The following is a 14,587-nucleotide window of genomic DNA, read 5'->3' on the forward strand; positions in this document are numbered from 1 at the left end:
TCTCTTGTAATTATTTTTAAAAAATTAATTGGAATTTTTTGTTTTTTTCATTTTTTTATAACACAGGTGTTTTTAATTTTATACTGACCAGTCAGTTTATATTTTGTTATGTTAACTATATTCAATCTGCAAGTTGACAATGCTAATATTAATTATATCCCTCCTATATTACTGTTTTGATTAATGGTAGTATCATTACTATTTTCATTTTCCTCTTTCAATCTATTCAATTCCTGAGTAACATCTGTGGTTATTGGCGACTTCTCAATGATTGTTTTCTTGCTAATAGCATCCATATTATATTGAGTATTAAGTTCCTGTAATAGTTCTTGTGCATTCACAGGTCTACTATAATTGAATTCTACATCAATATAATCTGTATCACTGAATTGGTGCTAGTATAAAAATGTAGACACAAAAATTCGAACAATATAGAATAAAAGAAAAGGAGTGTCTACAAAGATGTCAAATAAATCCAAAAGATATACAGAAGATTTTAAAAATACAATAGTAGAACTTTATAAATCAGGTAAATCTTTAAGTGAGTTAAACAGCGAATATGGCGCATCTAAATCAACAATAATCATGGGTTAAAAAATCAACACCTATACAGATAGATAATAACAAAACTATTACGACAGCTGATTATCAGGTATTGATGAAAAAAATGGCCAGGTTGGAGGAAGAAAATGAGATATTAAAAAAAGCTATGGCCATATTTGCAAAGAAAAATTAAATGTATTATACAAGTTTATTAAAGATAACAAAAATAATTATAGTATTAAGTTAATGTGTGAGGTTTTTAATGTACCAAGAAGTTCTTTTTATAAAAATTCCAGGTGCAGCCAGAGTACACGAAGTATTCAAAATGAACAGATTAAATCCTCTATTCTAGATATTTATAGAGATAGTAAGGGACGTTATAGTGCAATAAAAATAAATCATAAGCTTAGGCAGCTCAATATAAATATAAGCATTAAAAGAACCCAGCGACTTATGAGAGAATTAGGTATACGGGCTATTGTATGTAAAAAATTCAGGCCGGTTCAATCCAGTTCCACGATACATGGAAAAGAAAATATCTTAAAAAGAGACTTCAATTCAAGTACTATTAACGAAAAATGGTGTACAGATATAACTTATATACATACTGTAAAAGATGGATGGTGTTATCTTGCATCTGTCATGGATCTCTACAGCAGGAAGATAATTGGTTACAGTTTCTCTAGAACTATGGATTCCAAACTGGGAAATCACATATAATTTTACCTTATGATTAGTTCCATTATAATTATTAAATATTATCTCTCTACCATTATTAATATTAATTGATTTTATATATTTGAGCTTTTCTCGAAAAAGTGGACACTTTATAGTTAGAAATTCTCTCAATATCGCATAATTACTATTGTTATTATTGACTATAGTATTTTCCCTAAAATCAACTATGATGCCATTAAAATATTAAATTCTTTTCTGAACTGAGATGGTACCTTATAGCCAATTGCCTGGTTTCTCCTCTGGTTATTGTAATATATTTCAATATACCAGAATATATCACGCCTTGCCTCTTCCCGTGTTTTATATTCCCTCTGGTAGAGCAGTTCGCACTTTATGGTGCTGAAGAATGTTTCAGCACATGCATTATCATAACAGTTACCTTTGCGGCTCATACTGCATATTATTTTATTTTCCCTTAAAAATTTCTGATATTCACTGCTGCAGTACTGTACCCCCTGTCCGAGTGGTGTATCAATCCCGGTGCAGGCCTGTATCTTTTTATAGCATTTTCAAGTGCTTTTATACACAGCGATGTTTTCATATTATCTGCTGTTGACCAGCCTACTATTTCCTTTGTACATATATCTTTTACAGTCGCAAGGTATAACCAACCCTCATGTGTACTAACATAACTGATATCGGTCACCCATACAGAATTTGGAGTTTCAACTTTAAAATTTTGATTCAAAAGATTTTCAGCTGTTGGAAGTTTGTGAGCAGAGTATGTAGTTGCCTTGAATTTCCTTTTCCTTATGGAGTAAAGTCTATTTTCTCTTTGTATCCTGTAAAGCCTTTGCCTGCTGCAGTGTGGAAATTTCTCTCTTACATCACTAAGAAGCTTGTCAAGTCCGCAAATTCCATGATTTCTATGATAACTGTCCTGTGCTATCTTCCGTATCTGCTCATTTTCAGCTTTTGTTTTGCTCTTTGTTGGACTATTCCACAGATAATATCCACTGCATGACACATTGAATAGCCTGCACATCTTTGTAACCGAATGTTTGTCACACTGACTTCTTATAAACTTATAGATTACCTTCGGTTGTCTTTGACAAAGAGTGCAGCAGCTTTTTTTAGTATATCAACTGATTCCTCAAGTTCATCTATTCTTTTCTGCTTTTCTTTAAGTTTCCTCTCAAGCTCATCCATTCTTGAGCTCGAAGGATCCTCTATCCTCTTTTTGTTTTTTATCCAGTTTCTTAAGGTTTGAGCATTTACTCCTAAATCTTTTGATACACTTATGACAGATCTTCCTTCTTCCAGTACAAGTCTTACTGCATCTTTTTTGAATTCTGCATTATACCTATTACCGTTACCTGACATTTCTTATCTCCTCCATATGATTATTATAGCTAACTCATATGTGTTCATCAATTCGAGTACAGGTCAGTTCGAGAATTTTTTTAAATACTTTTCTGATGCACTTCTGATTTGTCTTTCATTAATATCCCAACAAAGTATATAATCTATATTATTACTGTTATGTGAATGAATGAAAAAATCATTTAATGTTTGTTCAAATTCTAAAAAAGCAATCTCACCATCTATAATAATAACAGCATCAGGTGAATCACTTGAAGTTACTTGCATTATATCAAAATCTATTAAATTTTTTTGCCACATTTGAGATATTATGATAATTAATTCTATTTCTGATTCTGGTGTATAACAAAATTTTATCCCTAAATTTTCTAAGTATTTGTTAGTAGTTCTTGATCTTATATGTGCTTTTTCTCTTCTTTTTTCTTTATTATAATATTCTTTATTTTGTACAGAAATACTTTCTGTTTTTCTCTGTACTAGTTGAATTTTTTCTATTTTTTCATTATCATTACTTGATTTAGTATCTTCTTTATTTGCAGATGTAATCTGATTTTCATAATAACATTCATTCCTTTCGCTGTGCTCAAGGCACAAAAATTAATGAAAGAGTGATTAAAATTACCAATTACTGTGAATAATATAGACAAGTATACAGGTGTACTACAGAGCACGGCGGGGTGAGTGTGATTGCACTTCACTGTAATCCGTATAATAACATGTGCCGATTACTCTTTTAAGTACAAATAAGTGTGCCCTAGGGCACGTAAGTTAATCTTTGTTTAAACAAAGACCGTTTAAAAGTATGAGTATTCAGTCAACACCTGTGTACTTTATTTTTTTATTTGTAGGTGATATAAATGTTAAAAATCGTTTATCCTATTTGTTGCGGTATTGATGTTCACAAAAAATTTGTAGTTGCAACTGTAACATCAACCAATGAGAATAACATCACTACCTATGCAACCAAACAATTCAGTACTTACTCAAAGAATCTTTTCCATTTAAAAGAGTGGTTATCTGAGCATAACTGTAAAGAAGTTTGTATGGAAAGCACCGGAAAGTACTGGATACCTATCTATAACATACTTGAAGATTCCTGTAATATTACTCTGGCTAACCCAAAGTACGTTAAAAACATTCCCGGCAAAAAAACTGATAAAAAAGATTCTCTATGGCTTGCAGACTTACATAAGCATGGATTAGTTAAAGGAAGTTTTATTCCTCCAAAGGCCATAAGAGAACTACGAGACCTTATGCGCTATCGCTTTAAACTTACAAATTTCCGTTCAAGTGAGAAAAACAGATTCCAAAATTCATTAACAGTTTCAAATATCATGATTTCAAGCGTAGTATCAGATACCTTTGGTAAATCATCATCAGCTATAATTAAATATGCCATGGAGCATCCTGATAAATTAGATATAGACTATACTCAATTTCTACACAAGAGTATGTTATCTAAGGCTGACGAAATTAAGATTGCTATGCAAGGAAGCATCTCTAAAAATCAAACAGCAAAGATGTCTGTATGCTTGAATCATTATGATTATATTAACAATTGTATTTCTCAACTTGATACTGCCATTTCATTAATTTCAAGTGAATTTAAGTCACAAATTGAGCTTATTGCTTCTGCCCCTGGGATAACTACACAATCTGCTACAACTATAATTTCTGAAATTGGAGTGGATATGTCAGTCTTTCCAGATGCTAAACATCTGTGTTCTTGGGCAGGTCTTACACCACAAAATAATGAAAGTGCTGGCAAAAAGAAAAGTGTTCGTATAAGCCGTGCCGGAGCTTATTTAAAGCCAATACTTATTCAGTGTGCTAATGCAGCAATAAAAAACAAGTCCTGCCCATACTTTAAATATCGTTATGAAAGTATAAAGAAAAGACGTGGGCACAAAAGAGCAATTATTGCTATAGCAAGAATGCTTTTAACCTGTATTTATAATATGCTTTTAAAAAATGAAGCCTTTGATAATTCTATTTATGAAAAATATCTAAAAAGAGAAAACACTTCTCGACATTTTCAACCTGATATAGATAGAATTATTTTATTTCTTCAAGCTCAAGGCTTTGAAGTAACAAAAGTAAGTCAAGAGATATCACCGAAAATAAGTTGATTTTTAATTATAAATAATATAAGTCTCTTTTTTTGACCTCATTTTAATAGGTCTTTTTGTCATGTTCAAAAACACCTGAATTTCTTTCAAGTTAACTCTTAGCTTCTTTATATATATTTGATATATACTTTTTTAATTCATTACAAATTCTCAATGATAAATTATTATCCGTAAGCCCTTTCCTAGAAGCATCTATTTTATCCCTAAGTTTATTAGCAGTTATAATTCCATTTATCCTAGAATCTACAGATCCAGCGGTACTTATAAAACTTCTTATGTCATTATATATATTCCAATCAATTATTCTATCATCTACTTTTAAAAATATACCTCTATAATAATAATTATCAATTGGGAAAGAAGAGTAGCATATAAAGCATCGAAAATCTATTCCATCTATATCAAAATTGAAACTTTTCTTATAACAATTATTATTAATAGTATATCTTTTTATCGTTTCACCGCATAAATTTATTCTAAAATTATCACTTATAGGAAGGTATGACAATTTATTTTTAAGTAAATCCATATTAGTTTTTTTATTTCTATAATCCATAAAAATAGAATGTAAAATTTTGCAATTTCTAATTATTAGTTTACTTCCAGATTCATATGGAATTACATTATAATTATTCAAATATTCTGTCTCTCTAAATTGTGTATTATTATTAGTAGTTACTATCGATTTATGAAGAAGTTTTTTATTATGTATTTTACTATAAATATCTACATGGTTTCCTAACCTTTGAAAGGAACTAAATGCAATACCGTAACATCCTAATTTAACTCGTTTAAATTTTTTAGTATATATATCTTTCTTTTTTGTGCTATTTGCTAACTCTCTAAGATTCTCCAAATCATTTTCTGAAAATCCATCTCCATCTCCCCAAATTATTATTTCAATAATATATCTTTCCTCATTTTCTTTTTTTTCTTTAAATTCGATATTTACTTCATTAGCATCTACATTATAAAAATTAGCTACATTTTCAACAAGTGAACTTACAGAATCATAAATATGTTTAGAAAATAAAATTGCTGCATTATTTCCATCTATAATATATCCATTATTTTGCATATAATCATCCCTTTATCTAATTGATCAGTTACTATTATACTATTTTTTATAATTTTATACAATATATGTAATTTAATATTATTAGATTCAGTTCTAATTTTAAAATTATTTTTATTCATTAAAGGTATATGCTATTTAGGCAAATATTAATTTTTATAAAATTCAATAGATAATATGTATGTCCAATTTTTTATAAAAATTTTACAAATAAGTCCAAAATACTTTTTATAATCCTACAAATTCTTTGATGTGGTTTAATTATTAAAGACAATTTTTCTCCATATTGATAATACAGTTTTATAAATGATCGTCCTACAACACTTTTCTTTAATCGTGTATCTCTCCAAATTCTTAATTTATTAACTTCAATACAATCGTTATCATTATAAACAACCGTAGCTACAAAACAAGCACTATTTTTTTAGCTTCTCGAATAATTTGTAGCAATTCTTCATCAGTTTTATTCTTGTACTCTGGATGTTTTTTGCTATTTCGAAAGATCCTTACCATTTGTTTCTCGCTTTCTGTAGGTTTCATTGGTGCAATAGCATAAGTTTCATTATCTGGCACAATGCTACTTATGTAATTATTTCGTTCCTTATAAATCCTTTCTATAAACCTGAGCGATGTTATTGGACATGCAATAGAAATAGTTTCAGGAACTCTTGTAGCTACATCCCAATAATTAATTATAAGTATATATGATTTTACATATTTATCTCCTATTCCAGACACCCCACCTACTAAAACTCCCAATGATCAAACACTTTGTTGGTATATTGATTACTACCATTACCACCTGCACTACCTTATCTAATTCCATAAATCCTCTCAAGCTCCAGGATACATTCACCAATTTTTATTGGATTTATATTACCTATTCCTCTTTGCATAATGTTAGTTGATTAACTTACATATTATGGTATAATTTTATCAATGACTAATATATGTAAAAGGAGTGTTGCATATGTCACTAGAGACAGAAATTTTTGCAGAACTAGAAAAACTGATTAATTCTCATCATAATGACCTACCTAAAAATGGTTTTAAAATCACTTATAAAGAATCAAATGTTGAAATAAGCTTAGAATTATCTGTTACACCTATAGTTAAAAGGAAAGTAATGAAGAGACAGCTCTTTGACGATATATGAATTCCTAAAAAATAAAAGAGTTTATTAGTAATAACATCTTACTAATAACTCTTTTAACTTTTTTCTATTAACATTCAATTGTTATTCTCTTTTTCAACATTATCTTCTAAATCCCACCTAATATTTATTATCTTAGCACCATTAAATTCCAGCAGTTTGGTTCTAAATCCCAAATTCTGAAGTTCTTGAATCACATTATCTACAATATTAGATTCAACTTTATCGCATATACAACTTGTGGAATAATCTCCTTTTCGAGCCATTATTTCAACCGTATATAACACTTTTCTTAGTGTTTTTTCAGTTTCTTTTTTAATATCTAACAATTTAGTATTCTCTTGGTCTGCTAACCCTTTCATTTGTTTAGCTGTTTTATATTCATATCCTTCTTTTTTATCCATATATTATCATCTCCTCCTACTATTTTAACGCACTTAAATCTCACTTTATCCTAATAATTTTCTCATACACTAAAGTATGCTTATCATCTATATTAATGTCTTCATGGAAATGTCCAAAATAATGATGTTGATATCTAGAATTTTTCTGTATCACGTCCAGATATTTATTAACGGAATCATCCGGTTTGGGTTGAAATCCAAAAATTTTAGATATCCAGTTAAGAATATCACTAGAACAAGTATGAGTTATTATATAATCAACTTGCCAATTATTCCTCTCTAAATTGCTTAGTCCTTCTTCATATTCAGTATAATTTGGTACTTCTGCTTCCCACCAAGATATACCCCTAATTCGACTTTCCTTATCTACTGATACAGCACCACCCATAGTAAAAAACTTTAAACCATCTATAGTAAATACCTGCCCTCGCATTAAATGGATTATACTATTCGAAATTTTATGTATCTTTCCACCATTCCATTCTGTTACTGGATACTGATTTAATAATTCGAAATTTTCATGATTACCATCGCAAAATAAAGTTCTGAAATTCTTATTATCAAGCCATTTTCGCCAATATAATTCTTGTTTACTGTTATTCCAAACTAAACCAAAATCACCGCATATAATTACATAATCTTTCTTAGTTAAATTTCTTTGCTCAGGAAAATTTTTGGTATTCAATTTAGATTTATCTATGTGACCATGTAGATCACCAGTTACATATATCATATGTATGTCTACCTTTCTGTATATTTATTTTTAGTAAAAGGGTAATTATAAATTTTAATATCACTATCAATAAATCCTCTTCTTTGTGCCCCTATTAATGTATGATACATATTTAATCTGCCACAGGGGTTATCAGTATGAATATATCTTATCAGCTCTCAGTCCTTGTTTACATATATATTTAACTAAATCATACCCTGTTGACAATAAATTACCTTTTTCATCTTCTCCTAAATCATGGTTAAGAGAAAGAATTTCAACGTTATAATTTTCCAAATAATATATTGCTTCTTCCACTGTTCTTGCTAATATAAAACTTTCAGGACAATCACGTAGGTCATCTAAGTAGAGGTTTATTTTTTCCTTCATATTTTTACTTCAATCCTTTTTTAATATAATATGGGGCATCACTTTAAGCAGCCACTTCAGAATAATTGAGTACCAATATTTCAGCTTTATTCTTTTTCGCTTCTTCCACTATTTTTTCTATTTTTAAGGCAATATCATTTTCAAGAAAATATTCCCCACATTGTTTACAAACATTGGCCGGAACACCTTTAATTATAATAATATTTCCGTTTAAATCTACAATATAATTAACTTTATCTTTTACTAAATTCCCTTTACATAAAATGCAATTCATATATAATTACTTCCTTCTTGTTTTTAAATAATTATATCATTCATACATATTCCTGACCAATAGCAATTAATATTAAAAATATAGATATAGATAGTATATATATTTCTGTAATTTCATATTAACATCTTAATTTAAATCCTTGTTCACTTTTGGATGTAAACTGACATTATCATTGTCCAAAACTACAGCTTACATCCAGAAATGAATAAGGTCAATTTTGAGAATTTTAATAATAGAATTGTCAATTTGAGGTATAAAGATAGTATTATATTTTAGAGTTGATATTATTTAAGAATTATTATTTGGAATTCCATAATATATATTTAGATATGTATATTTTTACGAATAGTAAATAAAACCTTTTAAATTTTTTTTAAAAAAAGTTGACTTTAATAAACCTAAATTTTTTAAAATTTTTTGATGAAATCTTTAAAAAATAGTGATATAATATATTTAATGATATATTATATTGTATTTGTTGAGATTATATGAGGGTATAACTTATATAATCTCTTTGACTTTTTGTATTTTTATTCTGTATCATCCGATCCCAATAATTGCTTTTCTAATTTCTCAAAATCATATGTTCGCTGTTTAAAATTAGTACCATTATTATAGTTTTTATATTTTTCCCTCTGCTTGTCCTGCTTTTCTTTACCTTTAACTTTTGATTCTTCTTGTTGTGCCTGAAATATTTGTTTAAGCAGCTCTACCATTTCTTTTTTCTTTCCCATAATATAGTAGTTGCTTTTGTTAAGACCTTGTCTAATTTTTGTAAAAATACAATTTTCTTTTTCACTCATTCTATTTATACAATTAGATACCCATTCCCTACTTAGCCCTAATTCATCAGCTATTTGTTGTTGGCTCGCATAACAAATCATGTAGTTATCTTTAGTATCATCAGTATTAACCCTAGCTTCAAAGAAATCTAATATCCTACTACAAGTACCCCTTATACCTTTTGAGAGGGATTTTAAGAAGGATATTTTGAGATTTAAGGCATCTGCATTACTAAAAATTTTAAGGTTTTTTAGGGGCATGAATTCATTTCTTAATCTCTCTTTTAACTGTTCACTTAATAACATAATTCTCTACCCCCTAACCTGCAATCTCATTTTTTTAAATCTAATTTTCCACTTAGGTTTAATATAGATTGTCTCTATCCATTGCCAATGCTTGTTTATGGCAACAATATATTTATTAAAAGCTTTATCTGTCTTAATTTCTAAGTATTCTTTTAATTTGTCATAACTTGGTATTTCTCCGAAATTCCAAACATGATATTGAAAGTACATAGTAAATAAATAACATTTCTTTTTGTCGTGTTTCTCGTAACTCCCACCATTTGTTAATATTGAATGTCTATAATTTTCGGTATAAGGGGTAGAACCTGGGTCAATGAAACCATTTAACACCTTAAATATAATTTTGTCTATATTTATTTGTTCTCTTTTTTCAGCCATTATATTCTACCCCCTCTCTTTTTAAAATAATTTTCTTTTCTCTTTAATTTAGGGGCAATATTATCTATAACTTCAACCATACTTGACATTCTTGAATTATAATAATTGTTTAATTGTTTAAAAGTTGCGTGACCTGTAATATTTTTCAATATAAGTGGGGAGACATTCTTTTCAACTGAACGAGTAATAAAGGTATGTCTATATATATGGATTCCACTTTTTTTAATACCTCTTTTATGTGAATACTCAACTATGCCTTTTTGTAGAAAAGTTCGGCTTAACATATCTCCATAGACAGTAGGAAATAAATAATCCTCACCATCACCTTTTCTTAAATTTAAGTAATTGTCTAAAACTTCATAAAGAGAACTACTTATTGGAAGATATCTAGCTTTTTTGTTTTTAGTATAATTACAAGTTATTATTCTATCTATCATATTTACATTATTGACTTTTAAGTGCCTTAATTCACTAGCTCTTAATCCCATACTAGCTAATAACCAAACACAAGTATATACCCTAATACTTACAAAATCTTTACTTTTAGGAGGTTGTAAAAGTGTGTTAAGTTCATCTTCTGTAAAAATTTCTTTATGTTCTTGTTGTACTTTAACATAAGGTATATTCAAATATTCAAATATATATCCTTTTTTCATACAATATTTTAAAACTGGCGATATGTTTTGTAAATAACTGTTAATAGTAGTCCCCTTCATACCTTTTTCCTGTAAAAAAAGTACGTATGATTCTATTGTTTTGACATCTAAGCCACCGCAATTTTTATTTTTTCCCAGAAATTTACAGAAATATTTATTATGATAATAATAAGTTTTTATTGTATCTTGCGATAATCCTCTAACCTTAGACATAGCAATGTATTCCTTAAATGCTTCTTGGTATGTTTTTTTAATAATTTGATTTTCATTTTTAAATAATTGCTTTCCTTTTGATATACCTTTTTTCAATTTCATGACCACCCTCATTTTTTATTAAAAAACATCAAAAAAGCGCTTATGAAAAACTAATTTAACAACACTTTTCATAAACACTTTTATTAACTTATTTTATTGATATATCTAGGGTTTAAGCCATTCGTATCCTATTCCCACTCGATAGTAGCTGGAGGTTTTGAGGTTATATCATAAACAATTCTGTTTACTCCTTTAACTTCATTAACAATTCTCCTTGAAACTTTATCTAAAACTTCATAAGGTATCCTAGCCCAGTCAGAAGTCATAGCATCCGTAGATATAACTGCCCTTAGTGCAATAGTATAGCAATAAGTTCTTTCATCCCCCATTACTCCTACAGAACGTATGTTGGGAAGACAGGCAAAATACTGCCATATAGTTTCATCTAAATTAGCTTTTGCTATTTCTTCTCTAAATATTGCATCTGCATCTCTGGTTATTTGAAGCTTTTCCTCTGTAATATCTCCTAAAACTCTTATAGCAAGTCCCGGTCCCGGAAACGGTTGTCTCCATACTAATTTATGAGGTATACCAAGTTCTTCACCTACTGCCCTAACCTCATCTTTAAATAGTTCCCTTAGAGGCTCTACGAGTTCAAAATCCATATTTTCAGGTAGTCCGCCTACATTATGATGACTTTTTATAGTAGCAGATGTTCCAAGTCCACTTTCTACCACATCAGGATATATGGTTCCCTGAACTAAAAAACCTATTTCTCCTAACTTCTTAGCTTCTTCTTCAAATACCCTTATAAATTCTTCTCCTATTATTTTTCTTTTCTTTTCAGGATCCGATACATCTTTTAACTTTTGTAAAAATCTTTTCTCTGCATTTACTCTTATAAAATTCATATTAAACTGTTTTTTAAATATATCTTCAACCTGATCTCCTTCATCTTTTCTTAGAAGACCATGATCTACAAATATACAAGTAAGCTGCTTTCCTACAGCCTTATGTACAATCATTGCTGCTACTGAAGAATCTACTCCACCGGACATGGCACATATTACCTTTTTATCTCCAACTTCTTCTTTTATTGATTTTATCTTTTCATCCACAAAAGAAGACATAGACCAATCTCCTTTTAAATTGCATATGTCAAATAAAAAATTAGAAAGCATTTTTTTGCCAAAAGGCGTGTGTTCAACTTCAGGATGAAACTGAACTCCATATATTTTTTTATTAATATTCTCTACGGCAGCTACAGGACTTTCTCCTGACTTTCCTATTATTTTAAATCCTTCCGGAGGTTGTGATACAAAATCTGTATGACTCATCCAACAACTTTCATTTTTATCTATACCAGAAAATAAATCACTGCTATTATTGAGAACCACATCCGTTTTTCCATATTCCCTTACCTCTGCACTTTCAACTTTTCCCCCCAATGTAGTACATATAAGCTGATGACCATAACATATACCTAAAACTGGCACACCTATTTCAAATATGTCCTCACTTATTTTAGGAGCATTATTATCATATACACTATTAGGCCCTCCTGTAAATATTATTCCCTTGGGGTTTTTTTCTTGTATTTTATCTACAGAATAAGTATAAGGGACTATTTCACAGTATACATTATTTTCTCTAACCCTTCTTGCTATAAGTTGATTATATTGTCCCCCAAAATCAACTACAATAACTAATTCTCTTCCCATTAGTGTCCTCCCAATGTAAAATTTACTTAACTGCTTTTGTTCAAATTCATCCTTATATTTTGTGAAAATTAATTATAGTTTATTCCTATATTCTACAACTATTAATATCCACCATCAATACTCAAAGATAATTCTCCATTTCATTATAATAATATCTAATATTAATACACTCTTATTATTGTGCAATACTATAATTAGGAGCTTCTCTAGTCATAGATATATCATGAGGATGACTTTCTCTAAGACCTGCGGAAGACTGAACTACAAAAGTAGCTTTTTCATATAAGTCCTTTAGAGTAGGCGCTCCTAATAATCCCATACCTGAGCGTATTCCTCCTAAAAGCTGAAATATAGTGTCTGCTAGAGGTCCTTTATAAGGTACCCTTCCTTCAACACCTTCTGGGACTAATTTTTTATTTCCTTCTTGAAAATATCTATCTTTACTTCCACAAGCCATGGCAGCTAAAGAACCCATTCCTCTATATACCTTATAACTTCTTCCCTTATATATCTCCGTTTCACCTGGGGCTTCTTCACAACCTGCAAACATAGACCCCATCATAACTACCTTGGCTCCTGCTGCCAATGCCTTTACTATATCTCCTGAATATTTTATTCCTCCATCTGCAATAATTGGAACATCATACTTATTAGCTTCTTCCACACAATCCATTACTGCCGTAAGCTGTGGTACCCCCACTCCCGATATTATCCTTGTGGTACATATGGAACCTGGTCCTATTCCTACTTTAATTGAATCTGCACCTGCCTCAATTAAATCTCTGGTAGCTTCTGCAGTTGCAACATTTCCTGCAATAATTTCTATGTCAGGATACTTCTCTTTTATAATTTTCACTGCATTTAACACTCCCTGTGAATGTCCATGGGATGTATCTACAGTTATTACATCTACTCCTACTCTAACTAAGGCATTTACCCTGTCCATCATATCTTTGGTTACTCCTACCGCAGCACCACATAAAAGTCTTCCCTTTATATCTTTTGCTCCATTAGGGAATTTTTTCACTTTTTCTATATCTTTTATAGTTATAAGTCCTCGTAAATTATTTTTGCTATCTACCAATGGAAGTTTCTCTATTTTATGGGCTTTCAATATTTCCTTAGCTTCTTCAATAGTAGTATTTTCTGGGGCCGTTATAAGATTTTTATAGGTCATAACTTCTGAAATCTTTCTATCATAATCTGTTTCAAAAATTATATCTCTATTAGTAATTATACCTACTAATTTGTAATTTACAGTAATTGGAATACCTGATATTCTATATTTACTCATAAGTGCTAATGCATCATTTATACTATTATCCGGTGAAAGATAAAATGGATCTGTAATTACACCATTTTCCTGCCTTTTTACCTTGTCCACTTCCATAGCCTGATGTTCTATAGACATATTTTTATGTATAATTCCTATACCACCTTCTCTTGCCATAGCAATAGCCATTTTTGAATCTGTAACTGTATCCATGCTAGCACTTACAAGAGGTATATTTAATTTTATATTTTTAGTCAAATTAGTATTTAATAGAACCTCCCCAGGCAAAACTTCAGATTTATTTGGTATTAGAAGTACATCATCAAAAGTATAAGCCTCCTTTAAAATCTTTGCCAATTAAAACCACTCCAATTCTAAATTATTTTATAAAATATTCTTAAAATACAATCTAATAAAAAAACCATATTAAATTCACTTAAAGAAAATTAATATGGCTTTACGATAATAATTCCAA

18 protein-coding genes and 1 pseudogene are annotated in these 14,587 nt (G+C 29.5%); 4 read left to right on the forward strand and 15 right to left on the reverse strand.

Features of this window, described 5'->3' with window-relative positions:
* Positions 1 to 152 precede the first annotated feature (152 nt).
* The gene (locus AB3K27_RS19175; protein WP_368491286.1) at positions 153 to 371 is read right to left on the reverse strand and encodes a phage portal protein; all 219 of its coding nucleotides are present in this window, start codon (positions 369 to 371) and stop codon (positions 153 to 155) included.
* A gap of 91 nt (positions 372 to 462) precedes the next feature.
* On the opposite strand from AB3K27_RS19175, the gene AB3K27_RS19180 reads away from it, so the two are divergent.
* Together AB3K27_RS19180 and AB3K27_RS19185 are read left to right on the forward strand one after the other, a co-directional pair.
* Positions 463 to 594 carry a transposase gene (locus AB3K27_RS19180; protein ID WP_368488932.1) on the forward strand — a complete coding sequence of 44 codons (132 nt, stop codon included), beginning with the start codon at positions 463 to 465 and terminating at the stop codon, positions 592 to 594.
* 159 nt (positions 595 to 753) lie between these two features.
* Complete coding sequence (locus AB3K27_RS19185) at positions 754 to 1,263, forward strand: IS3 family transposase (RefSeq protein ID WP_368491287.1); 510 nt, start codon at positions 754 to 756, stop codon at positions 1,261 to 1,263.
* A gap of 182 nt (positions 1,264 to 1,445) precedes the next feature.
* Here AB3K27_RS19185 and AB3K27_RS19190 read toward each other — a convergent pair.
* Both AB3K27_RS19190 and AB3K27_RS19195 read right to left on the reverse strand, forming a co-directional pair.
* Positions 1,446 to 2,604: pseudogene (locus AB3K27_RS19190) on the reverse strand (IS3 family transposase).
* 63 nt (positions 2,605 to 2,667) lie between these two features.
* Complete coding sequence (locus tag AB3K27_RS19195) at positions 2,668 to 3,198, reverse strand: hypothetical protein (protein ID WP_368488933.1); 531 nt, start codon at positions 3,196 to 3,198, stop codon at positions 2,668 to 2,670.
* 263 nt (positions 3,199 to 3,461) lie between these two features.
* Between AB3K27_RS19195 and AB3K27_RS19200 the strand changes: the two genes are divergently transcribed.
* Positions 3,462 to 4,733, forward strand: a complete 1,272-nt coding sequence (locus tag AB3K27_RS19200; protein WP_368487573.1) for an IS110 family transposase — start codon at positions 3,462 to 3,464, stop codon at positions 4,731 to 4,733.
* Positions 4,734 to 4,824: 91 nt separating this feature from the next.
* Here the strand turns inward: AB3K27_RS19200 and AB3K27_RS19205 are convergent, their stop codons facing one another.
* The 3 genes from AB3K27_RS19205 to AB3K27_RS19215 all read right to left on the reverse strand — a co-directional run bounded on the left by AB3K27_RS19205 (position 4,825) and on the right by AB3K27_RS19215 (position 6,567).
* Positions 4,825 to 5,811, reverse strand: coding sequence for an ATP-binding protein (locus AB3K27_RS19205; RefSeq protein WP_368488934.1), 987 nt, complete (start codon positions 5,809 to 5,811; stop codon positions 4,825 to 4,827).
* A gap of 190 nt (positions 5,812 to 6,001) precedes the next feature.
* On the reverse strand, positions 6,002 to 6,181 hold the full coding sequence (locus AB3K27_RS19210; protein WP_368491288.1) for a CFI-box-CTERM domain-containing protein: 180 nt from the start codon (positions 6,179 to 6,181) through the stop codon (positions 6,002 to 6,004).
* A 29-nt stretch (positions 6,182 to 6,210) separates the two neighbouring features.
* Positions 6,211 to 6,567, reverse strand: coding sequence for a hypothetical protein (locus tag AB3K27_RS19215; RefSeq protein ID WP_368488935.1), 357 nt, complete (start codon positions 6,565 to 6,567; stop codon positions 6,211 to 6,213).
* Positions 6,568 to 6,778: 211 nt separating this feature from the next.
* Here AB3K27_RS19215 and AB3K27_RS19220 point away from each other — a divergent pair, with 211 nt between their 5' ends.
* Entirely contained in the window at positions 6,779 to 6,964 is a 186-nt protein-coding gene (locus AB3K27_RS19220; RefSeq protein ID WP_368488936.1) for a hypothetical protein, read from the forward strand.
* A 74-nt stretch (positions 6,965 to 7,038) separates the two neighbouring features.
* Here AB3K27_RS19220 and AB3K27_RS19225 read toward each other — a convergent pair whose 3' ends face one another.
* The 9 genes from AB3K27_RS19225 to guaB form a co-directional block, all read right to left on the reverse strand.
* Positions 7,039 to 7,365: a hypothetical protein gene (locus tag AB3K27_RS19225; protein WP_368488937.1), complete on the reverse strand. Its 327-nt coding sequence runs from the start codon at positions 7,363 to 7,365 to the stop codon at positions 7,039 to 7,041.
* A 40-nt stretch (positions 7,366 to 7,405) separates the two neighbouring features.
* A complete protein-coding gene (locus tag AB3K27_RS19230; protein ID WP_368488938.1) occupies positions 7,406 to 8,098 on the reverse strand; it encodes a metallophosphatase in 693 nt (230 codons plus the stop codon).
* A gap of 132 nt (positions 8,099 to 8,230) precedes the next feature.
* Positions 8,231 to 8,467 (reverse strand): cyclic-phosphate processing receiver domain-containing protein, encoded by a 237-nt coding sequence (locus tag AB3K27_RS19235; RefSeq protein ID WP_368488939.1) that lies wholly within the window; start codon positions 8,465 to 8,467, stop codon positions 8,231 to 8,233.
* Between the two features lie 43 nt (positions 8,468 to 8,510).
* Complete coding sequence (locus tag AB3K27_RS19240; protein ID WP_368488940.1) at positions 8,511 to 8,741, reverse strand: type II toxin-antitoxin system MqsA family antitoxin; 231 nt, start codon at positions 8,739 to 8,741, stop codon at positions 8,511 to 8,513.
* Positions 8,742 to 9,271: 530 nt separating this feature from the next.
* On the reverse strand, positions 9,272 to 9,829 hold the full coding sequence (locus tag AB3K27_RS19245; RefSeq protein WP_368488941.1) for a helix-turn-helix domain-containing protein: 558 nt from the start codon (positions 9,827 to 9,829) through the stop codon (positions 9,272 to 9,274).
* A gap of 6 nt (positions 9,830 to 9,835) precedes the next feature.
* Positions 9,836 to 10,207 (reverse strand): hypothetical protein, encoded by a 372-nt coding sequence (locus AB3K27_RS19250; RefSeq protein WP_368488942.1) that lies wholly within the window; start codon positions 10,205 to 10,207, stop codon positions 9,836 to 9,838.
* Complete coding sequence (locus AB3K27_RS19255) at positions 10,207 to 11,178, reverse strand: tyrosine-type recombinase/integrase (RefSeq protein WP_368488943.1); 972 nt, start codon at positions 11,176 to 11,178, stop codon at positions 10,207 to 10,209. The genes AB3K27_RS19250 and AB3K27_RS19255 overlap by 1 nt, the downstream gene beginning before the upstream one ends.
* A gap of 128 nt (positions 11,179 to 11,306) precedes the next feature.
* Positions 11,307 to 12,839, reverse strand: a complete 1,533-nt coding sequence (guaA, locus tag AB3K27_RS19260) for a glutamine-hydrolyzing GMP synthase (RefSeq protein WP_368488944.1) — start codon at positions 12,837 to 12,839, stop codon at positions 11,307 to 11,309.
* A gap of 175 nt (positions 12,840 to 13,014) precedes the next feature.
* Positions 13,015 to 14,469: an IMP dehydrogenase gene (gene guaB / locus AB3K27_RS19265; RefSeq protein ID WP_368488945.1), complete on the reverse strand. Its 1,455-nt coding sequence runs from the start codon at positions 14,467 to 14,469 to the stop codon at positions 13,015 to 13,017.
* Positions 14,470 to 14,587: the final 118 nt, after the last annotated feature.

The sequence above is a fragment of the Clostridium sp. BJN0013 genome (genome assembly GCF_040939125.1).
GTDB lineage: Bacteria > Bacillota > Clostridia > Clostridiales > Clostridiaceae > Clostridium_B.